The organism is Cedecea davisae (assembly GCF_044095835.1).
Classification (GTDB): domain Bacteria; phylum Pseudomonadota; class Gammaproteobacteria; order Enterobacterales; family Enterobacteriaceae; genus Cedecea; species Cedecea davisae.
Genome location: NZ_CP172054.1, coordinates 1,143,641 through 1,164,600, shown reverse-complemented (window position 1 = coordinate 1,164,600; position 20,960 = coordinate 1,143,641). Strand labels below are relative to the sequence as shown.

Annotated in this window: 16 protein-coding genes; 12 read left to right on the top strand and 4 right to left on the bottom strand. The window is 51.0% G+C overall.

Annotated elements, in window-relative coordinates; all coding sequences use genetic code 11:
* Positions 1-193 precede the first annotated feature (193 nt).
* Positions 194-1,657, top strand: coding sequence for a beta-barrel assembly-enhancing protease (gene bepA / locus ACG1VR_RS06025; RefSeq protein WP_395490465.1), 1,464 nt, complete (start codon positions 194-196; stop codon positions 1,655-1,657).
* Positions 1,658-1,669: 12 nt separating this feature from the next.
* Positions 1,670-2,026, top strand: a complete 357-nt coding sequence (gene arsC, locus ACG1VR_RS06020) for an arsenate reductase (glutaredoxin) (RefSeq protein ID WP_395490464.1) — start codon at positions 1,670-1,672, stop codon at positions 2,024-2,026.
* Positions 2,027-2,059: 33 nt separating this feature from the next.
* Here arsC and opgB read toward each other — a convergent pair whose 3' ends face one another.
* The gene (gene opgB / locus ACG1VR_RS06015; RefSeq protein ID WP_395490463.1) at positions 2,060-4,348 is read right to left on the bottom strand and encodes a phosphatidylglycerol--membrane-oligosaccharide glycerophosphotransferase; all 2,289 of its coding nucleotides are present in this window, start codon (positions 4,346-4,348) and stop codon (positions 2,060-2,062) included.
* 548 nt (positions 4,349-4,896) lie between these two features.
* Here opgB and ACG1VR_RS06010 point away from each other — a divergent pair.
* The 3 genes from ACG1VR_RS06010 to ahpF all read left to right on the top strand — a co-directional run bounded on the left by ACG1VR_RS06010 (position 4,897) and on the right by ahpF (position 11,123).
* Positions 4,897-8,721: a dermonecrotic toxin domain-containing protein gene (locus tag ACG1VR_RS06010; protein WP_395490462.1), complete on the top strand. Its 3,825-nt coding sequence runs from the start codon at positions 4,897-4,899 to the stop codon at positions 8,719-8,721.
* Between the two features lie 189 nt (positions 8,722-8,910).
* Positions 8,911-9,474 (top strand): alkyl hydroperoxide reductase subunit C, encoded by a 564-nt coding sequence (gene ahpC, locus ACG1VR_RS06005; RefSeq protein WP_008460202.1) that lies wholly within the window; start codon positions 8,911-8,913, stop codon positions 9,472-9,474.
* An 80-nt stretch (positions 9,475-9,554) separates the two neighbouring features.
* Positions 9,555-11,123: an alkyl hydroperoxide reductase subunit F gene (gene ahpF, locus ACG1VR_RS06000; protein ID WP_395490461.1), complete on the top strand. Its 1,569-nt coding sequence runs from the start codon at positions 9,555-9,557 to the stop codon at positions 11,121-11,123.
* A 243-nt stretch (positions 11,124-11,366) separates the two neighbouring features.
* On the opposite strand, the gene cysS is transcribed toward ahpF, so the two are convergent.
* Positions 11,367-12,752 carry a cysteine--tRNA ligase gene (gene cysS / locus ACG1VR_RS05995; RefSeq protein ID WP_216374840.1) on the bottom strand — a complete coding sequence of 462 codons (1,386 nt, stop codon included), beginning with the start codon at positions 12,750-12,752 and terminating at the stop codon, positions 11,367-11,369.
* Positions 12,753-12,926: 174 nt separating this feature from the next.
* Between cysS and ppiB the strand changes: the two genes are divergently transcribed.
* From ppiB to mnmH, 5 genes are all read left to right on the top strand, one after another.
* Positions 12,927-13,421, top strand: coding sequence for a peptidylprolyl isomerase B (gene ppiB / locus ACG1VR_RS05990; RefSeq protein WP_016537610.1), 495 nt, complete (start codon positions 12,927-12,929; stop codon positions 13,419-13,421).
* Positions 13,421-14,143 carry a UDP-2,3-diacylglucosamine diphosphatase gene (gene lpxH, locus ACG1VR_RS05985; RefSeq protein WP_016537611.1) on the top strand — a complete coding sequence of 241 codons (723 nt, stop codon included), beginning with the start codon at positions 13,421-13,423 and terminating at the stop codon, positions 14,141-14,143. The genes ppiB and lpxH overlap by 1 nt, the downstream gene beginning before the upstream one ends.
* A 138-nt stretch (positions 14,144-14,281) precedes the next feature.
* On the top strand, positions 14,282-14,791 hold the full coding sequence (gene purE, locus ACG1VR_RS05980) for a 5-(carboxyamino)imidazole ribonucleotide mutase (RefSeq protein ID WP_016537612.1): 510 nt from the start codon (positions 14,282-14,284) through the stop codon (positions 14,789-14,791).
* Positions 14,788-15,858, top strand: a complete 1,071-nt coding sequence (gene purK, locus ACG1VR_RS05975) for a 5-(carboxyamino)imidazole ribonucleotide synthase (protein ID WP_395490460.1) — start codon at positions 14,788-14,790, stop codon at positions 15,856-15,858. Before purE ends, purK begins: the two co-directional genes overlap by 4 nt.
* A gap of 127 nt (positions 15,859-15,985) precedes the next feature.
* Positions 15,986-17,083 carry a tRNA 2-selenouridine(34) synthase MnmH gene (gene mnmH / locus ACG1VR_RS05970; protein ID WP_395490459.1) on the top strand — a complete coding sequence of 366 codons (1,098 nt, stop codon included), beginning with the start codon at positions 15,986-15,988 and terminating at the stop codon, positions 17,081-17,083.
* On the opposite strand, the gene ACG1VR_RS05965 is transcribed toward mnmH, so the two are convergent.
* Complete coding sequence (locus ACG1VR_RS05965) at positions 17,073-18,281, bottom strand: MFS transporter (protein ID WP_395490458.1); 1,209 nt, start codon at positions 18,279-18,281, stop codon at positions 17,073-17,075. The two genes, mnmH and ACG1VR_RS05965, sit on opposite strands and share 11 nt — an antisense overlap.
* A 367-nt stretch (positions 18,282-18,648) precedes the next feature.
* Between ACG1VR_RS05965 and ACG1VR_RS05960 the strand changes: the two genes are divergently transcribed.
* Both ACG1VR_RS05960 and ACG1VR_RS05955 read left to right on the top strand, forming a co-directional pair.
* On the top strand, positions 18,649-19,128 hold the full coding sequence (locus tag ACG1VR_RS05960; protein ID WP_227318777.1) for a hypothetical protein: 480 nt from the start codon (positions 18,649-18,651) through the stop codon (positions 19,126-19,128).
* A 149-nt stretch (positions 19,129-19,277) separates the two neighbouring features.
* Entirely contained in the window at positions 19,278-19,796 is a 519-nt protein-coding gene (locus ACG1VR_RS05955) for a CbrC family protein (RefSeq protein WP_395490457.1), read from the top strand.
* Between the two features lie 146 nt (positions 19,797-19,942).
* Here the strand turns inward: ACG1VR_RS05955 and ACG1VR_RS05950 are convergent, their stop codons facing one another.
* The gene (locus tag ACG1VR_RS05950; protein ID WP_395490456.1) at positions 19,943-20,476 is read right to left on the bottom strand and encodes a hypothetical protein; all 534 of its coding nucleotides are present in this window, start codon (positions 20,474-20,476) and stop codon (positions 19,943-19,945) included.
* Between the last annotated feature and the right edge of the window lie 484 nt (positions 20,477-20,960).

Genomic DNA, 20,960 nt, shown 5'->3' with positions numbered 1-20,960 from the left:
TGAAACTTTTGTACGAGGCCGAATTGTATCTAAATGTCACCGCAAAGACTTCGCTTTTTACGGCGCATTACAAACTGCTTATCCACTAAATAAAATGTTCGCAGCTTCAACGCCCTACAGTACACTTCTTTATGCGAACAAACTGGTATTCATCGTGTCAAAATCTGGACGACGACTAAACGGGACAGTAGTTATGGTTAGGCAGTTGAAAAAGACCCTGATTGCAACACTTATGGCGGCGCTGCTGGCAGGCGGCTCGCTTCCGGCACGGGCGGATGTTACCGATCAACTGCCCGATATGGGGACGTCGGCAGGCAGCACGCTGTCCATCGGCCAGGAGATGCAGATGGGCGATTTCTACGTCCGTCAGCTGCGCGGCAGCGCACCGTTAATTAACGATCCCCTGCTGACCCAATATATTAATTCCCTCGGCATGCGGCTGGTTAGCCATGCCGACTCGGTAAAAACCCCGTTCCACTTCTTTTTAATCAATAACGACGAGATTAACGCCTTCGCCTTCTTCGGCGGAAACGTGGTATTGCACTCGGCGCTGTTCCGCTATGCCGATACCGAAAGCCAGCTGGCTTCGGTTATGGCGCACGAAATTTCCCACGTTACCCAGCGCCACCTCGCGCGCGCGATGGAAGACCAGAAGAAAAACGCTCCGCTGACCTGGGTTGGCGCTCTGGGCTCTATTCTGCTGGCGATGGCCAGCCCGCAGGCCGGGATGGCGGCGCTTTCCGGTACGCTGGCGGGCTCGCAGCAGGGGATGATCAGTTTCACCCAGCAAAACGAGCAGGAAGCAGACCGCATCGGGATCCAGGTGCTTCAACGTTCTGGTTTTGATCCACAGGCGATGCCCGGCTTTCTGGAAAAATTACTCGACCAGGCTCGTTATTCTTCTCGCCCGCCGGAAATTCTGCTGACCCACCCGCTGCCGGAAAGCCGCCTTGCGGACGCCCGCAACCGCGCCAACCAAATGCGCCCGGTTGTTGTGCAGTCCTCAGAAAATTTCTACATGGCAAAAGCCCGCGCGCTGGGGATGTATAACTCCGGGCGCAACCAGCTCTCCACCGATATGCTGGATACCTGGTCAAAAGGCAACGTGCGTGAGCAAAGCGCAGCCCAGTACGGTCGAGCGCTGCTGGCCCTACAGGCCAGTAAGTACGATGAGGCGAGGAAGTCTCTACAGCCGCTGCTTAGCGCCCAGCCGACTAATCCGTGGTATCTCGATCTCGCTACCGATATCGACCTCGGCCAGCACAAGGCCAACGATGCCATTAACCGCCTGAAAAACGCGCCGGATCTGAAAAATAACCCGGTGCTACAGCTCAACCTGTCCAACGCTTACCTTGAAGGCGGCCAGCCTGCCGCCGCGGTAACCCTGCTCAACCGCTATACCTTCGCCCATGCCGACGATACCAACGGCTGGGATCTGCTGGCTCAGGCTCAGGGAGCGCTGGGTAATCGCGACCAGGAGCTGGCCGCCAGGGCGGAAGTTATGGCATTAAACGGGCGGCTCGATCAGGCTATTTCCCTGCTCAGCAGCGCCAGTTCGCAGGTCAAGCTGGGCAGCCTGCAACAGGCGCGTTATGACGCCCGCATCGATCAGCTGCGCCAGCTACAGCAGCGTTTTAAACCTTATATGAAGATGTAAACAGGAGTCTCTATGTCCACGAAGGTCGAAATCTACCACAACCCGCGCTGTTCCAAGAGCCGCGAAACGCTGAACCTGCTGAAGGAAAATGGCGTTGAGCCGGAAGTGGTGCTTTACCTGGAAACCCCGCCGGATGCAGCAACCGTCAAGTCGCTGCTGGCAAAATTAGGCTTCACCAGCGCGCGGGAACTGATGCGCCGTAAAGAAGAGCTCTATAAAGAACTGAAGCTTGACGACCAGAGCCTCGGAGAAAACGCGCTGATAAAAGCCATGATTGAGCACCCGAAGCTTATCGAGCGCCCTATCGTGCTGGCCAACGGTAAAGCTCGCATTGGCCGCCCGCCCGAGCAGGTTCTGGAAATCCTCTGACCTGCCCGCCCGTTCCCCTCCCGGGGAGCGGGGTTATTCGCTTATCGGCACAATCTTCAATTCAGCCAGCCCCACCCCGAGCTTGCGCGGCTCATGCCCAAGAATATTTCCCTCGTTCGACAACTGCGGCTTCGGCGGCTCAATCGTTAGCACGTTGCTGCCTTCGGGGTTTTCAAAACGCAGCGTGACGGTAGAAAGCTGATCCCCAAATGTGATCGTCTGTTCCTGCTCCCCGACTTTGATCGATACCGGCTCACCCACGTTCGGGCCAAAAGCTTTGGCGATCAGCACCAGATCAAACTTCTCTGGCAGCGGTTCAAAGTAGTCAATTTTCACCTGCGGTGCGGTATTGCCGTTCGACCAGCGCCCCCAGGCCTCCGGGCGGGAAACTCCGCTGAACTGCTTCACGGTTTGCGGCGCTCCGGCCACGTTGAAAATAAATCTATCGGCCTGGTAACGGATGTCTTTTTCATCGGCTTTCAGCTGTGAGACGTTGCGTTTAAACCGCGCGTTATCGAGCTTTTGTTCGGCAAACTGCACGTTATATTCATCCAGCGGATTGCCCGCCAGCCGCACCGTCGGCTCGCCGCCGAGCTGCCCCTGCGCCACGCAAAGCTCATTTGAAAGCGCAAGCTCCGGCGCCCACAGGCGAGCCATTTTGTAGCAGCGGTCGGCCCAGATAAACCGGTCATCGCTTTTAAAATCAGCCAGCTGGTAGCGTAGAGGCGCAGAATATTCACTCTCCGGCAGCGGCTCGATTTTACCCTTACCAATTTTTAGCAGCAGCGGCAGCTTAAAGTGCGCCCCGGAATAGCTGAAGGTATTTTTCTTCTGGTCTATGCCGTAGCGGCTGATGGTTTTGGGGAAATTCCACAGGTCGATAACGTCCGGCTTCCACTCGATAACCTTCTCTTTAAGGTTAGTGAAAATCATCGACAGCGACTCACCAGACAGGCTGCTGCGGCCCAGCCCGATATAGTTTCCGCCGCCGAGGATATCCAGCACGGTCGCGCCGTTATCCATGGTGTTGCGTTTCACCGCCTTAAGCCCGGCCTGCGGCCGATCGCCGCGGATCACAAAAAACAGGTTCTGCCTGTCCTGCTTTGTCAGGTATTTATAAGCGGTGTTGTTCATCGCAAGGTGGTCAGAAGAAACTACAATCACCGTATTGCGGAAATAAGGCGAGGCTTTGATTTTCTCAATCAGCGCGGCAATGTGCTGCTGGCTACACGCCACCGCGCCAAATGAGCGATTGTCTTTGCCTTCGTAGCTATAGCCGCGCCGGGTACAGGTTTTCGATATAAATCCGTCCGGGTGATGGGTGTCTACCGTCAGGGTAAACAGGGAGAAACGCTTACCGGCCTTCGACAGCTCGATGAACTTTTCATAAGCCTCTTCCAGCACGGTATCATCGTAAAAGCCCCAGTTATTACGATAGTTCGGGTCGGCCACCATTCCCTTCAGTTCCTGAGCGCCATACATGTGCTCAAAGCCGTGAGATTGCAGGAAGATGTCTTTACCGGCAAAGCGCAGGTCAGCCCCCTGAATAAAGTAGTTTTGGTAGCCGGAGGCTTTCAGGATATCGCCAAGACAGATGTTCTTCGGGAAGAAGCTCGACATTGAAGCCGACGAGTTACCTTCAAACGGGGCAAACAGCGGGATCCCGCACTGCGAAGCGACAATCCCGGCGATGGTGTAATCCATGCCCGGCATCTGGCCGGTATGGCTGAAATCCAGTGAATCGCTTTTCAGAGTGTTCAGGTCCGGCGCAAGCCCCGGAAACTGTTGCTCGTCAAAATAAGTACGCTCAAGGCTTTCGCCGTAGATATAAACCAGGTTCAGCTTCGGATTTTTGATGTTGCCTTCCGGCACTTTGTACCACGCGACAAAATCGGAATCCCCGCTGCGGGTCTGGGATTTAATCAGCGAAACTACCTGCTGGTAAGCCGGTGTGGTTTTAATCGAGAGCAGAGCCAGTACCAGCGCCAGCACGCTATAGCCGAGATGATGAGGCCGATTTTTACGCCGCAGAACCCACGTCAGGCCACCAAACATCGCCACCAGCGCGGCGGCAATGCCAAGCCCGGGCAGAACATATTTGCCAACGCCTGCCCCGGTCATGCTGCTGGTCAGGGTATAGAGCACCGCATCGTTAATGCCTTCGCCGGTAAAATAGTTACTCGCCAGCAGCGTAACGTTAAGCACGATAAACAGACCGAGCATCACCAGAATGGCCGTCAGCCACCAGATGTTTCGCCCGGCCTTCGCCGCGTACACGGCAATCGCCGCTATAAATAGCCCAACAGAAAGCAATTCCGACAACGCCAGTACCTCAAAAACCCCGCCGTGCGGCGCGGTTTCATGACTCAGGAAGATAAGAGCCCGCCAATTTAGCGTCGTTGCAACGCCGCTGCAATTCCCCCGTAATCAAATTGTGCATCGCTTTGGATTTCTCGCCACTTATGTGCATTTTAAGACAAAAACCCTTTAATAGTTTCCAGCTATTACAATCATCGCCACTACAACGGAGCGGGGAATTGACCTGTTTAGCCGTTAGATGCTGTAATTTCACCGCTGTTATAATTTTTTAAAGTGGAATTGTAACGCGCAACGCCGGCCCCCTTCCCGCAACGAAGGGGGCCAATAAAAAACCATCTCGCCCTATCAATTACAACATCCAGAAGTTATTGCCCAATAATCACCAAAAATAACAATTCATTGAAATCATTTTCTTCCTCACCTCTTCGCTAGTTATCATTAAGCGTTTCCTGCAAGAAAGACTCGTCCCATACAAATAATCTGCTGACCTCTGAAATAAAAAATCAATTTATCTTCAGGGCAACTCTTTCATTATTTTCGGGAATATAGCCATGCCAAATATATCAATCCCTTATCAACAGCATCGCCGGGCTACGGGAAGCCACACCAGACAACAAGATAAATACCAGCCTACTCAACAGTCTCAGGATGAAAGAATCAAAAAACTGGCGTGCCGGCCAGGTTTACATTCGGGTAATCACAACAGACAAAATACTGCTCATGCGATGGTTAATCTCCTTGCGGTACTGAGTACGGTGCGAAATCATCATATCGGGCCAGCCGTAACACCTGCGAGGGCGGAAGATATTTCGAGAGAAAACCGTACGCGTCATACCAATCCCCCCCAAAGCCGACCAGAAGTGAACAAGGTTTTTTTGGTGCCAGAAAATAAGGTTAACCCGCCACCATCCATAAACTACTCCCCCCCACAAAAACCAATCCTGGATATCCCTTCCCGGCCTCCGGGAATATGGAATAAAATGACCAATGGAATACAACAGATAACCGATTATATTACCCCCTACGATATTTTAAAATTCCCGATGGCTAACGCAGACTCTGTTACCCCATCAGCTGCCCAGCAGAGTCTACCTGACCTATTTGACAATATAACCGAAAACATTATCGACATTCATGACGATTTCATCAGCAGTGGGGACAAAAAAATATCTCAATACTATGAAGATACCTCATCGACAAAAAACAGAATCAAAAATCTTGTTTCAAAACACATAAAAAAAACAATCCCTAAATTTAAAAACATAAATATAGATCCAACGACAACTTACCTGCTGTGCCTCAACGGGGACTATATACTTGTAGAGGATAAATTATTTCCGCGAAGGCCTTTCCTGGGTAAAACAGCTGATCAATACGCCGTTAAATTAGCTCCAGCCAAAATAAACACCACCCTTACCAACTGGCTACTTAACTCAAAAGACAACCCATTTGACTGGGAAGAATCTCGTATAGATATAGATTGCGGAATCTATAACATTAGCAAAATAAACCAAAGACATTTTATTAAGAAAGACGAATTAAATATCCTGGCATCCGATGTCGTCACTATTTTTTCTGACTTTGACATTTCATCTTTTGCCCAGAATCAGCTGCTCCCTTCATTAGAAAACAAAGAAGCATTTATCAAAAGACGTTTCATTGACTTTGTTGTCGGTCTGGAAAATAGCATGATCGATAACAACTTTGTTAAAGATGTATTAGAGGGGATAGGCAAGTTACCGGGAAAAGATGTTACCCTATCACCATTCGCCATCAACAGTTATGAAGCTTCAAATGCTTTTATATTCAAGAATCACAAAAATGGCCGCATAACACTTTACTTCCCTAACAATATCGTTAAATTTATCGGCCTACCGAACGACTCAGCAATGGAGCATTGGGTAATGAATTTTTGCAAAACAAGAAACGAAAGGGAGCAATTAGCATCACACTTCAGCTTACTCATCCGCCAGGATGGTAATTTTTATGATGGCATTGACAGTTGGCTAATGTATTTTGAAAAAAACAACAACTACGGAAATGTAATTGCAAGAGGAAAACCAATAAATAAGAACAAATTCTTCTATGAATATCATGATAGAATATTAAAAAAAATAAAATCAGACCTTTCAGTAATATCTCAAGCTCCAAAACATTATCAGACTGGACTATGGGAAAATTTACTCTATGATTTAAATTTGATCCCCAACCCTGTCACACCATTTATTTCATTTGCTTTTAACCTTGTACGAGCTCTGAATGCCGACAGCTACCAGGAGAAAATATCCGAGTACAAAAAACTGCGTGATAATGCTATTAACATATTATGCATGAGTTTGCTCAGCGAAATGCTGGAGGCAGAAGAACTCCTGGGTTACGCATTCATTAACAGGGTACGAGTTTTACTGGCTGATGACGATGAACTCTTAACAATGGTAAATCTTAAAGAATCAGAAAAAATTCTACTCAAGGAAACGAACGCTCTCTCTTCTCCTCTTTCCGATCCATTGACCAGCAAAAATATTAACTTCTATAGTTTTCATAAAGCCAGAATACCTAACTTTAATGAGAATTATTTTATTGAGGATGAAGCATATCAATATCTGATGAAAAATGGAAAACCCAGCCAATCCCATCCCAAAATTAATGTAGGACAAGGGGTTTTCATTGATAATAACTTTAATATGATATTTTCTACAGGTGATAATAATTTCAACATCCTACACATTGATAGTGAGGGCACGGTTGAAATAGAGAATCTTAAAAAGAGTGAAAAGTCCGTAACAAAACTCTATCCTCACAATGACAAATACCTGCTAATTAGAGAAAAGAATAACGATGAATTCCTCTCCACTATTCCGCTAACTGTATGTGCCGAGAAGAAATCACCCACACAAAAATCAAGATGCCGTCAATTAAAAATGACGTCATCTCTTGACCAACTATTAAAAAAAGAAATCAAAAACAGAAATACCAGCAGCAAAACTATATTAACTAAAGACATGCATCCTCTTCCTGATGAGAAGTACCCAAACATCTATCGCAATCAGCAAAATGGAAAATATTACTTCCTGCATGAAGGGCATTTCTTTAATGCTGAATGGATAGCTGCCTCAAATAAAAAAAACCCAACAAATAAAGAAGCCCTTAAGCTTTATAAAAGTCCATTGCTGTCTGAGAAAAAAGATAAACTAGCCATCGTGACATTGATAGAGAAAAAAAATGACAAAGATACCGAGGTCATTCTTACCCTTCCTGAGGAGTATCTGGCAAGCACCGTAAATGTTCCTCGAGCATCGATAGATAACTATTTCGAAAATGAAGATCTTGTTTCACTCGGCCATGCAAATAAAATTCATACTGCTGTCGAAGCTGTTTTAAAATCTGGCGTATATAACATCCCCGATATAGAGCTCCGTATTACACCCAAGATAACTCTTTCACCGGATATTATCAGAGCAGAGCTATATCCCAAAAGATATTCACAAGCAATGGAGAACATTATCCAATCAATTTCACTCTCAGAAATAAATGAGAATTCTTTTTCATATCTTTACGCTGCAAAATGGAAAGTATCAAGCATCATTAATCATATTAAAAACAACGTGTTTGAACTCGTTATAAACAGGCTTGAGGTATCTGACAAAAAAGTAACCGATTATATCTCCAGCACATTCAAAACAGACAGCACATTGTTTGTTCATAGCTTCTCCGCAGCCCTCGCCCAGCGCATTGAATTTATCAGAGAGAATTTAAAATCAGACAAAATAATATTATCTTACATCAATAAAACCCCATCAAAAACCTTTAAACAGCTCTTACCCAAAGAGGATCCATATGGGCCGCCGATCTTAAATTATGCAGACTGTTTAACCGGTACGATTGCATTCACGCCTACCGATGGCAGCAGAAACTTTGTCATAAACTCCGACAAACTGTATTACATGAACGGGGACCATGAAACTTATCATTATGTTGAGGAGGGCAAACACGCTCCTGATTTGGTTAACATCCTTGTGCATGAAGCTTCGCACTTTGGCGGCATGACACTGGATATAAGCTACAACCCGTTGCATCAAGGGCAGTATTTAGAAGCATCGAAATCAATCAGCCACATGATAGATAAAATAAAAAATGGAGAGATAAAGAGAGACGAAAGGCTTAATTTTGAGAAATTAAATCTTAATTATTTTAAAAGTATCGCAGTTTATAAGCCTTTAATGCAGGAGCTGGCCGACAACCAGGCGCTGGATTACCTTCTCAGAAACGATCCAGGCTATTTAGCTACTGTTATGCTCAATAATGCCGATAGCATTGCACTTCTGGTGCGTGACATTTACGCGCTGTTCACCAAAAAAACCTCTGCCGCGGGCTAATACCGCACACTTGATATCACACTCTCCTGTATCAGCCGGTACAGGAGAGTGGTTCGGGAATTCCTCGTCAATCCACCTGCACAATATCATCTTGTTAGGTAACACCTCTTGATTCGATAAAACCTACCCATTAGAGCCTGAACCAAAACTTCGTTACCTTAGCCCCATCGCAAAACGGAGGAAGTTCAGATGTCTTTAATCAATACTAAAATTAAACCTTTCAAAAACCAGGCTTTTAAAAACGGCGAATTCGTAGAAGTCACGGAAAAAGACACCGAAGGACGCTGGAGCGTGTTCTTCTTCTATCCGGCTGATTTTACCTTTGTATGCCCTACCGAACTGGGCGACGTGGCTGACCATTACGAAGAACTGCAGAAACTGGGCGTGGACGTTTATTCCGTCTCTACCGACACCCATTTCACCCACAAAGCGTGGCACGGCAGCTCTGAAACCATCGCTAAAATCAAATACGCGATGATCGGCGACCCAACCGGAGCGCTGACCCGTAACTTCGAAAACATGCGTGAAGACGAAGGTCTGGCAGACCGCGCAACCTTCGTTGTTGACCCACAGGGTATCATCCAGGCTATCGAAGTGACCGCAGAAGGCATCGGCCGTGACGCTTCTGACCTGCTGCGTAAAGTGAAAGCCGCTCAGTATGTTGCTTCTCACCCAGGTGAAGTTTGCCCGGCTAAATGGAAAGAAGGCGAAGCGACTCTGGCTCCATCTCTGGACCTGGTCGGCAAAATCTAAGTTTTACCCGCGTTACCCTCTTTTATTTTACGGCTACTCCTTTTGGTAGCCGTTTTTTCTCGCCACCAGGGAGACTTATCATGCTCGACACAAATATGAAAACCCAACTCAAAGCCTACCTTGAGAAACTAACTAAGCCTGTTGAGTTGATTGCCACGCTGGACGACGGCGCAAAATCATCAGAAATAAAAGAGCTGCTGGCAGAGATAGCTGACTTATCAGACAAAGTTACTTTCACCATTAATAACGACCTGCCGGTGCGCAAACCGTCATTTTTGATTACCAACCCAGGCTCGAATCAGGGTCCGCGCTTTGCCGGTTCCCCACTGGGTCACGAATTTACCTCTCTGGTGCTGGCGCTGCTCCAGACCGGCGGCCACCCGTCCAAAGAGTCTCAGGATCTGCTGGCGCAAATCCGCGAGATAGACGGTGACTTCCACTTTGAAACTTATTATTCGCTCTCCTGCCACAACTGCCCGGACGTTGTGCAGGCGCTGAACCTGATGAGCGTGCTCAACCCGCGCATCAGCCATACTGCGATTGACGGCGGCGTTTACCAGAATGAGATTCAGGAACGCAACGTGATGGGCGTTCCGGCGGTATTCCTTAACGGCAAAGAGTTCGGCCAGGGCCGCATGACGCTTGCCGAAATCGTCGGCAAAATTGACACCGGCGCGGAAAAACGCGCGGCAGAAGCGCTAAATAAACGTGATGCTTACGACGTGCTGATTGTCGGAAGCGGCCCTGCGGGCGCGGCGGCGGCAGTGTATGCGGCACGTAAAGGCATTCGTACCGGCCTGATGGGCGAACGTTTCGGCGGCCAGGTGCTGGATACCGTTGATATCGAAAACTACATTTCGGTGCCGAAAACCGAAGGCCAGAAGCTGGCCGGGGCGCTCAAAGCCCACGTCGATGATTACGACGTGGACGTTATTGATACCCAAAGCGCCAGCAAGCTTATCCCGGCAGAAGCGGAAGGCGGACTGCACCAGATTGAAACGGCTTCCGGCGCAACCCTGAAGGCCCGCAGCATTATCATCGCGACCGGCGCGAAGTGGCGCAATATGAACGTGCCTGGCGAAGATCAGTACCGCACCAAGGGCGTGACCTACTGCCCGCACTGCGACGGCCCGCTGTTTAAAGGCAAGCGCGTAGCGGTTATCGGCGGCGGTAACTCCGGCGTGGAAGCGGCTATCGACCTGGCAGGCATCGTCGAACACGTCACCCTGCTGGAATTCGCCCCGGAAATGAAAGCTGACCAGGTTCTGCAAAATAAAGTTCGCAGCCTGAAGAACGTAGACATCATCCTGAATGCGCAAACGCTGGAAGTGAAAGGCGACGGCAGCAAAGTGACAGGTCTGCAATATAAAGACCGCGTAACCGAAAGCGTCCACGACGTTGTCCTGTCCGGCATCTTCGTGCAAATCGGCCTGCTGCCGAACACGACCTGGCTGGAAGGCAGCGTGGAGCGCAACCGCATGGGCGAAATTATCATCGACGCGAAATGCGAAACCACCGTGAAGGGCGTCTTCGCCGCGGGCGACTGCACCACCGTGCCTTATAAGCAAATAATCATCGCGACCGGCGAAGGCGCTAAAGCCTCCCTGAGCGCGTTTGATTACCTGATTCGCACCTCAGCGCCAGAATAAAGCACCTGCAAATAAGGCCGCGCCACAGCGGCCAGGCATAAAAAAAGCGGCTCATTGAGCCGCTTCATCGTGTCGAGAGATCCCAGACAACAGAATGATTGTCATAGGATTTAATTTCAGTAAATAAGGAAAATCAATTGATTGATTTTCGGCTGATAACCACAAAGAGGGAAAAACCACGCTTTTTCCCTCTTTGTTATCAACAAAAGCGGCTCATTGAGCCGCTTTTTCACATTTGAAAACTTACTTACGACGCCACGTTGTCCCACCCGCGCCGTCTTCCAGCACGATGCCCATCTCATTCAGACGGTCACGCGCCTGGTCCGCCAGCGCCCAGTCCTTAGACTTACGTGCATCATTACGCTGTTTGATAAGCGCTTCGATTTCCGCCACTTCGCCGTCGTCCGCCTGAGCGCCACCTTGCAGGAACTGCTCCGGATCCTGCTCCAGCAGTCCCAGAATGGCAGACAGCTTGCGCAGCGCCGAAGCCAGGCCGTTAGCCGCATGAATGTCTTCGGTTTTCAGGCGGTTCACTTCACGCGCCATATCAAACAGCACGGAATAGGCTTCCGGGGTGTTGAAGTCATCATTCATCGCCTCACGGAAGCGGGCTTCAAAGGCTTCCCCCCCTGCCGGCGCAACGCTGCTGTCGGTCCCGCGCAGCGAGGTATACAGGCGCTCCAGGGCGCTGCGAGCCTGTTTCAGGTTCTCTTCGCTGTAGTTAAGCTGGCTGCGGTAGTGGCCGGACATCAGGAAGTAACGCACGGTTTCCGCATCGTAATATTTCAGCACGTCGCGCACGGTGAAGAAGTTGCCCAGCGATTTGGACATTTTCTCGCGGTCAACCATCACCATCCCGGAGTGCATCCAGGTGTTGACGTACTCGCCGTCATGGGCACAGGTAGACTGCGCGATTTCGTTTTCGTGATGCGGGAACATCAGGTCGGAACCGCCGCCGTGGATATCAAAATGGTTGCCCAGCTCTTTGCAGTTCATTGCCGAACATTCGATATGCCAGCCCGGGCGACCTTCGCCCCACGGAGAAGTCCAGCTCGGCTCGCCCGGCTTGGACATTTTCCACAGCACGAAGTCCATCGGGTTGCGCTTCACGTCAACCACATCAACGCGCGCGCCGGCCTGGAGCTGATCCAGATCCTGGCGAGACAGCAAACCGTAATTCGGGTCAGTAACCACCGAGAACATCACGTCGCCATTCTCAGCCACATAGGCGTGATCGCGCGCCAGAAGCTGTTCAACAATTTCGATGATTTCGGGAATATGCTGGGTGGCTCGCGGCTCGCTGTTCGGGCGGGAAATGTTCAAGGCATCAAAGTCTTTGTGCATTTCAACCACCATGCGGTCAACCAGGGCGACAAAATCTTCGCCGTTTTCCTGCGCGCGCTTGATGATTTTATCGTCGATGTCGGTGATGTTACGCACGTAGTTCAGCTCATAGCCGAGAGAACGCAGGTAGCGGGCAACCACGTCAAACGCGACAAAAGTACGGCCATGGCCGATATGACACAAATCGTAAACGGTGATACCACACACGTACATGCCTACCTTTCCGGCATGAATAGGTTTGAATTCCTCTTTTTGGCGAGTCAGGGTATTAAATATTTTTAACATCAGGGGATTCCATGTAAGCGTGTGGAAGAATACTCCGGTTATCTTACCCGATAATTTTCCCCGGCGGCAGTCTGCTTTGCATTACTGACTATGATGTAGCGTTATGCTATAACAGCGTGCTGGTACGACAGCACCGTTTGCCGTCGTACTCTCTGACACTCATAGGATGCAAGCATGGTTACTTTTCACACTAATCACGGCGATATCGTCATCAAAACTTTTGATGATAAAGCGCCGATTACCGTTAAAAACTTCCTGGATTACTGCCGCGAAGGCTTCTACAACAACACCATTTTCCACCGTGTGATCAACGGCTTTATGATCCAGGGCGGCGGTTTCGAACCGGGTATGAAGCAGAAAGCGACCAAAGACACTATTCAGAACGAAGCGAATAACGGCCTGAAAAACACCCGCGGTACGCTGGCGATGGCTCGTACCCAGGCTCCGCACTCTGCAACCGCACAGTTCTTCATTAACGTTGCCGACAACGACTTCCTGAACTTCAGCGGCGAAAGCATGCAGGGTTGGGGCTACTGCGTATTCGCAGAAGTGGTTGAAGGAATGGACGTTGTTGAGAAAATCAAAGGCGTTTCCACCGGCCGCAGCGGTATGCACCAGGATGTACCGAAAGAAGACGTTATTATCGAAAGCGTAACCGTAGCCGAATAATGTCGACGCTGTTTATTGCAGATTTACACCTCTGCTCAGAAGAACCGGCGATTACCGCCGGTTTTCTGCGTTTTTTAGCCGGTGAAGCGCGTAAAGCCGACTCGCTCTACATCCTGGGCGACCTGTTCGAAGCCTGGATTGGCGATGACGACCCGGAACCGCTGCACGGGCAAATCGCCGCCGCCATTAAAGCGCTGGTTGATTCAGGCGTGCCCTGCTACTTCATTCACGGCAATCGTGACTTCCTGGTCGGCAAGCGTTTTGCCAAAGCCAGCGCCATGACCCTGCTGCCGGAAGAAAAGCTGCTCGATCTTTATGGCCGCAAAGTGCTAATCATGCACGGCGACACGCTCTGTACCGACGATGAAGGCTACCAGGCATTTCGTCGTAAAGTGCATCAACCCTGGCTGCAAACGCTGTTTCTGGCGCTGCCGTTGTTTATCCGCAAACGCATTGCCTCACGCATGCGCGCAGGCAGCAAAGCGGCCAACAGCAGCAAGTCGATGGATATCATGGACGTTAATCCGCAGGCGGTTATCGATACCCTCACCCGGCAACAGGTGCAGTGGCTGATTCACGGCCATACCCACCGCCCCGCCATTCACGAGCTGAGCGCCAACGGGAAACCCGCGTTTCGCTGCGTATTAGGCGCGTGGCACGAGGAAGGTTCGATGGTGAAAGTCACGCCGGAAAACGTCGAGCTGATTCGCTTCCCGTTCTGATCCTGAAACTGTTTTTTTGCCGCATTGTTAACCACGCAACCGTTTTCCTTGCCTCAGGATCGTGCTATTCTCTCAGCCCTTCTGACCGAGCGCACGACGCTCGACGATGTCTGCACACCCACAGGAGTTTTGAGACGCATGTCTTCTGAGCACACCCCGGCGCGTATCGCCATTGTTATGGGTTCCAAAAGTGACTGGGCCACCATGCAGTTCGCCGCTGAAATCCTTACCGCCCTGAATGTCCCTCACCATGTCGAAGTCGTCTCCGCCCACCGCACGCCGGATAAACTGTTCAGCTTTGCCGAGCAGGCCGAAGCCAATGGCTACCAGGTGATCATTGCCGGGGCCGGTGGTGCAGCGCATCTGCCGGGCATGCTGGCCGCAAAAACTCTGGTGCCAGTACTGGGTGTGCCGGTACAAAGCGCCGCATTGAGCGGCGTGGACAGCCTTTACTCTATCGTCCAGATGCCGCGCGGTATTCCGGTTGGCACCCTGGCGATTGGCAAAGCGGGAGCCGCTAACGCCGCCCTGCTGGCCGCCCAGATCCTTGCCTTACACGATGCCGAACTGAGCCAGCGCCTGGCCATATGGCGCCAGAGCCAGACCGACGAAGTGCTGGATAACCCGGACCCACGGGGTGAGGCATGAAGCAGGTTTGCGTATTAGGCAACGGCCAGCTGGGCCGTATGCTACGCCAGGCAGGTGAACCGCTGGGCATCGCCGTTTACCCCGTAGGGCTGGACGCCGAACCGGAAGCCGTTCCCTTTGCGCAGAGCGTTATTACCGCAGAAATTGAACGCTGGCCGGAGACCGCGCTGACCCGCGAACTCGCTCGCCATAATGCCTTCGTGAACCGCGATGTCTTCCCGATAATCGCCGACCGCCTGACGCAGAAACAGCTGTTCGACAAGCTCGGGCTGGCAACAGCGCCGTGGCAGTTGCTTTCAGATAGCGACGAGTGGAACGACGTATTCGGTAAGCTTGGTTCACTCGCCATCGTAAAACGCCGCGTCGGCGGTTATGACGGCCGCGGCCAGTGGCGCTTACGTGCGGATGAAACCGACCAACTGCCGGAAGAGTGCTACGGGGAATGTATCGTCGAGCAGGGGATTAACTTCTCCGGCGAAGTTTCTCTGGTTGGCGCACGCGGGCACGACGGCAACACGGTGTTCTATCCGCTGACCCATAACCTGCACCAGGACGGCATTCTGCGCACCAGCGTTGCTTTCCCTCATGCTAACGCGGAGCAGCAGCGCCAGGCAGAAACCATGCTTAGCGCCATCATGCACGAGCTGAAATACGTGGGCGTGATGGCGATGGAATGCTTTATTACTCCGTCCGGTCTGCTGATTAACGAACTTGCCCCGCGCGTACATAACAGCGGCCACTGGACGCAAAACGGCGCATCCATCAGCCAGTTTGAGCTGCATCTGCGCGCCATTGTTGATTTGCCGCTGCCGCAGCCGGTGGTCAATGCGCCTTCGGTGATGGTTAACCTGATTGGCACCGACCTGAATTATGACTGGCTGAAGCTGCCGCTGGTGCACCTGCACTGGTACGACAAAGAAGTGCGCCCCGGCCGTAAAGTGGGCCACCTCAACCTGAACGACAGCGACACCGACCGCCTGAGCGCCTCGCTCGAAGCGATAGTACCGCTGCTGCCGCCTGAGTACGCCAGCGGAATTGCCTGGGCTCAGAGCAAGCTGGTGAAGTAAAACCGCACCTCTTCTGACCCTCTAATTTCTGTGGAGGGTCAGACCAATTTCCCACCCTGCCCTTTCCTTTGCCCGACCAGAAGCGCACAATCCCCAACGTTTCGCCGCTTCAGACTAAGGTTATGCCATGGAAAAACGCCCAAACGCGCAGGACTACGACCGCCTGCTGCTCAACGACATCCCGCTTATCGACGTGCGCGCCCCGGTAGAATTCGCTCAGGGAGCCATGCCCGCTGCGCATAATTTACCGCTGATGCTGGACGATGAACGTGCACAGGTCGGGACATGCTATAAGCAGCAGGGCCAGCAGGCCGCTGTCGAACTGGGGCACCGGCTGGTCAGCGGGGAGTTAAAAGCCAGCCGAATCGCACGCTGGCTGGAAAGCTGCCGCAGGCAACCTGAAGGCTATTTGTGCTGCGCCCGCGGCGGAATGCGCAGCCATATCGTGCAGCAGTGGCTGCGGGAAAACGGCCTGGAGTATCCGCTGGTCACCGGCGGCTACAAAGCCCTGCGCCAGCATGCTATGCAAGTAACAGAAACCCGTTCTCAGTGGCCGATGGTTATCGTCAGCGGCAATACCGGCTGCGGCAAAACAATCCTTATCCGCTCGCTGCCGACGGGCGTCGACCTTGAAGGCCTGGCACACCATCGCGGCTCGTCATTTGGCCGCACGATTGTGGAGCAGCCTTCTCAGGCAAGCTTCGAAAACAACCTCGCCGTCACCCTGCTCAAAATCAGCCCTGTCGAGCCCACAACGCTGGTTGTGGAAGATGAAGGCCGGATGATTGGTTCCCGTCATATCCCCGAAGCCTTCAGAGATCAGATGCTGCGCTCGCCAATTGTGGCGATCGACGATCCGTTCGAACTGCGGCTGGAGCGCCTCAAAAACGAATACTTCCGGCAGATGATCGAGGCATTTTTATCCGTCAGCGATGAAGAAAGCGCGTGGCGCAATTACGCCGAGTACCTGCACCACGGCTTGTTTGCCATCCGCCGCCGTCTGGGCATGGAGCGCTTCCAGCAGTTCACCGCGAAGCTGGACGAAGCGCTGATAACCCAAAGGAAAACCGGATCCTGCGAAGGCCATCTGGCCTGGCTGTCGCCGCTGCTGAAAGAGTATTACGACCCGATGTACCGCTATCAGCTCAGCCAGAAGGCCGACCAAATCGTCTTCCGTGGAGATTACCAGCAGGTCGAATCCTGGCTGCAAAGCATTAACGATTAGCCGGTTTATCCCCTGCTGTGAGCGCAAGCCCTAACCCGGTCACCGCCAGCAGGACCAGCGGAATGCCGACTGCCCACGGCAGCGTAAACGAAAGCGCGAATAATGCCGTGCCGGTAGCTGGCCCCACCGATCCCTGTAGATCGCTGACTACCGAAAGCGCCGCCATGTAGGTCGCTCGTAACCGCGCCGGGGCTAACTTATTCACCGCCGTCGGGATCAGCGGGCCAGTCATCATCTGGGATAATGAATACAGGCAGACCGCCATCACCAACGAAACAACGTGCGGGTACGCCAGCAGCAGACCAAATGCGGTGATAAGCGCCGAACCCGCGCTGAGGGTGATAAACAACGGCGAACGCCGGGCAAACAGCTTCGTTAAGGCGAGCTGACCAACCGTGTTAATCCCCGCGCCAAACGCGAACAGATAACCGATGCTGGCGGCGCTCATTCCCATCTGATTGCTCGCGTACAGCGGCATAACGGCCTCCACCCAGCTCCCGGCCACGCCCAGCAGCAGCACCCACATCAGCAGAACGGCCAGACGACTGTCCCGGAACGCGGGCAGCAGCGCGCTAAAACCTTCTTCATCGCCATCCTCATCGCCCTCATCAGCGGCTAATGAACGCGTTTCCGCCAGGCAAATCGTCAGCATCAGGCCACCAGCAACCATCAGCGATCCTCCGGCCAGAAAGACATAGCCCAGCCCCTCTTGCACCAGCACTGTACCCAGAAGCGGACCGGCGATTGCGCCAGCGCCGGAGCATACGCGCATAATGCTGAACTGACGGCGGTGCTCTGCGGCTGGCGTCGCGTCGGCCACAATGGTGTAGATAGTCGGGTGGAGCACCGATTCAAACAGGCCAATAACGATCAGCACTGCGGCTGCCGCAAAAACGCCGTGCGCAAAAAACAGCGCAATAAAGCCCGCCCCGACGCCGGTAGCCGAAATAATCAAAACGGGCCTTCTGCCCACGCGGTCGGCAATGCCGCCGATAAACGGCGCGGCCAGCAGCTCGCCCCCGGCATAGCAGCCGAAAAGCAGGCCAATAAACTCCACCGGGATAGCGGCAGACTGCTGCGCCCACAGCGGGAAAAAGGGAACAATCGCCCCGTCGACCAGGCCGACGATGAAATAGAGGATAAAGCCCAGAATGTGGGGCTTGCGGTACGCAATAAGGGGGGATGTAAACAGTGCCATGATATTACCCAAGTACAATTACCCCGAATGCGGGGAGAATATGTACGTTGGATAACGTTAACGTTTACGACTTACTGGAAGCTGCAAGGATACTAGCTAATCGTTGGGGAAAGGGCAACTGTGAGGAGTAGGATGGTTGAAAAGTAGAAAGGTGGAATAGCCTCGCCTACGGGTTTCTTTGCTTAAGACCTAACGTTTACTTCTGTATAGTTTTTCCTGCGAGGAGCCAGTTCAGGCCATTTGATAGTTGTCCGTGGGAAAGTATTTCTGCAGAATGAGAGCGCTTTAAACGTGGCTATTGTTTATTTAGTCCTGGCTCCGGTAGGAGTTATCGACTCACAAAAGAAAGGATGCAGGAGCTCAAGCTATGCGAACTCATCAACTAAATAAGTCCCGTAAACTGTATCGCAGTGTCAACACGACTACACGACATCATTCTAATAATCCAGGTGCTGAGTATCGCTGGGAACGCAATCGTAAAAAAGTTGGAGACGAGCTACAGGCAAAGCGCGAGACAATGCATGGCAGGCAAAAACGTGGCCGGGACTATACGCCATTATTTCACTTTCTGATCAAACAGATTGGAAAACCGTGGGATGAAATATTCAGCGAAGTATGTGGGCGCCTTGATACCACTGAGCCTGTATTCTGGTTAGTTGCGCTGCATGAGCATCAGAGAAGGGATTTGATCTGCATTGGCGAAAGTAGCTTTTATCCGGGACTGTTTGTTGATGGGAATAGAATTCTGCAACAGGTAAATCCTTCGATTACGGGAAAGGATGTTAAGGTGGCTTGCCGCTGCTGCACACATACTTATATTGGTGAACCTGTGCCCTGGAAAGATTGAGTCACAACACCCCTGTACTGATACGCGTACACCTGCCAGCACAGATGTATTTCGAAGATACTTTCGCATTCGAAGGTCACAAATCTTTATTTGTGTTATTTTTTCGAGGAAAGAGGTTAATAAGTGCATTGGTAACATAAGGGTTATATATGTCCAGATTTAACTATATGAGCGACAATTACTTAACGACAATATTTACTGAGGGTTCATTTACTTGTGACTGCTGTAGGAAAGTTAGCGATTTAAAATATATTGGCCCCCAATATTCCTCGGTTACTAATGATGCCATGCTATGTACTCAATGCATTCAAACTGGCAAGGCTGTTGAATCCGGCTTAGTCAGTTTTTTTAATGAAATAGATCATGAATGTGTTGATGGTAATGTATCAAGTGAGATTTGTTACCGCACGCCAGGTTTCTTTACCTGGCAAGACCAGGAGTGGGCAACGCATTGTAATGATGCTTGTGAATTTCATGGAGATGCTTCCGCTCAAGATATAATCGATGCAGATGAGAAAACCATCCACACCTGGATGGAGAGATATGACCAGAGCAGGAAAGACTGGGAAAGCTTTATGACTGGGTATGCACCCGGAGGTGATCAGGGTGTTTATAAATTCATTTGTAAACACTGTAACGCTATCGTTATTAACTGGGATTTCTCATAGCTCCGACTAAAGAAACAGTCAGTTGAATTGCTACAACTTCAGTCGTGATTTTTTGAGTTCGCGGAAAATTGTCAACTTCCACTTCTCGATCACGGCAGCCCCCTTCCCCCATCGGGGGAAGAAGGATTTACAAACCCAACAAAACATTAATGAACCAAATTCAAAGCCCCGTCCTCAATCATTCTTAACTCACCGTCCACCGAACGAACAAACCTCGGCGCTTTTAAATCTTCGACCAGAGCAACGAGCAATTCGTACAGCAGCCCGGTCATCTGCTCTTTTTGCTCCGGGGATTCCTGGTGGTTCAGCAGAACGATGGTTAACGCTGCGCAGTATTCGCATAGCGTTTCGGAGTCCGTTGCTATCGGGTTACCGTAGCTGCCGGTTTCGCTCTCTTTTATCGTCAGCTTTTCTATCAGATAGCCCGGCATCGGGGCTTTTAAAACGCTTTTCAGCACTTCCAGCCCCGCGAGCAGGCGGCCACAGAGCGCCATACTTTCCGTGTGATTTTCGTTTTCAATCAAACCTCCTGCGTACTGCTCGCAAATATCGAGCACCTGGAAGAGATCCATCGCTGCCCCCTGCGGTTTTTCTAGCAGGGTTGCGATATTGCCCGCAAATGCCGGGTCATGTGGGGTGATTTCAGGGCGAGCCTGTGTGTTACTATCGGCGTTAGCCATAGCGTTACTCCGTGAAGTTACGTTGTGGTTAGCCCCCGTCTGGTGTTCCACCACCATTCGGGGGCGCTTCTTTTTCCGGCCTCGACCGGATTCATCTACTGCTCTTCCCTCCGATCATACTGGATAGCCACACAGTGGCATAGATTAAATTTCAGGCAAAAATGCAAACTTCGAGGCGGCTCGCAGGAATAAGGAAACGCTTTGGGGAATGATAAAGAGGAGATCGTCAAATCGCTGCCACCAATGCTGCCAGCCAAATAAATCTGATCACGGATACGTGGTTCTTCTCTTTACCAATGGTGTTTTAAAATATCTCAATACACCTTAATACAGAATTAACACTTCTGAATACAGCTCATCTGGAAGATGGCATTCAATCCTTTACCTTATGAATTTAAAAGCAATAAAAACAATCATGAAGAGTCTATAATGGTGCTAAAAAATAAAATTCACATCGCTAATAAAACCAAAATTTATAGATAAC

Excerpts from the sequence above, each read along its gene's own strand:
- ACG1VR_RS05950 (WP_395490456.1), bottom strand. The coding sequence starts at position 20,476 with ATGGCTAACGCCGATAGTAACACACAGGCTCGCCCTGAAATCACCCCA.
- ahpF (WP_395490461.1), top strand. The coding sequence starts at position 9,555 with ATGCTCGACACAAATATGAAAACCCAACTCAAAGCCTACCTTGAGAAA.
- cysS (WP_216374840.1), bottom strand. The coding sequence starts at position 12,752 with ATGTTAAAAATATTTAATACCCTGACTCGCCAAAAAGAGGAATTCAAA.
- purK (WP_395490460.1), top strand. The coding sequence starts at position 14,788 with ATGAAGCAGGTTTGCGTATTAGGCAACGGCCAGCTGGGCCGTATGCTA.
- bepA (WP_395490465.1), top strand. The coding sequence starts at position 194 with ATGGTTAGGCAGTTGAAAAAGACCCTGATTGCAACACTTATGGCGGCG.
- ACG1VR_RS05960 (WP_227318777.1), top strand. The coding sequence starts at position 18,649 with ATGCGAACTCATCAACTAAATAAGTCCCGTAAACTGTATCGCAGTGTC.
- arsC (WP_395490464.1), top strand. The coding sequence starts at position 1,670 with ATGTCCACGAAGGTCGAAATCTACCACAACCCGCGCTGTTCCAAGAGC.
- mnmH (WP_395490459.1), top strand. The coding sequence starts at position 15,986 with ATGGAAAAACGCCCAAACGCGCAGGACTACGACCGCCTGCTGCTCAAC.
- lpxH (WP_016537611.1), top strand. The coding sequence starts at position 13,421 with ATGTCGACGCTGTTTATTGCAGATTTACACCTCTGCTCAGAAGAACCG.
- ACG1VR_RS05965 (WP_395490458.1), bottom strand. The coding sequence starts at position 18,281 with ATGGCACTGTTTACATCCCCCCTTATTGCGTACCGCAAGCCCCACATT.
- ppiB (WP_016537610.1), top strand. The coding sequence starts at position 12,927 with ATGGTTACTTTTCACACTAATCACGGCGATATCGTCATCAAAACTTTT.
- ACG1VR_RS06010 (WP_395490462.1), top strand. The coding sequence starts at position 4,897 with ATGCCAAATATATCAATCCCTTATCAACAGCATCGCCGGGCTACGGGA.
- ACG1VR_RS05955 (WP_395490457.1), top strand. The coding sequence starts at position 19,278 with ATGTCCAGATTTAACTATATGAGCGACAATTACTTAACGACAATATTT.
- ahpC (WP_008460202.1), top strand. The coding sequence starts at position 8,911 with ATGTCTTTAATCAATACTAAAATTAAACCTTTCAAAAACCAGGCTTTT.
- purE (WP_016537612.1), top strand. The coding sequence starts at position 14,282 with ATGTCTTCTGAGCACACCCCGGCGCGTATCGCCATTGTTATGGGTTCC.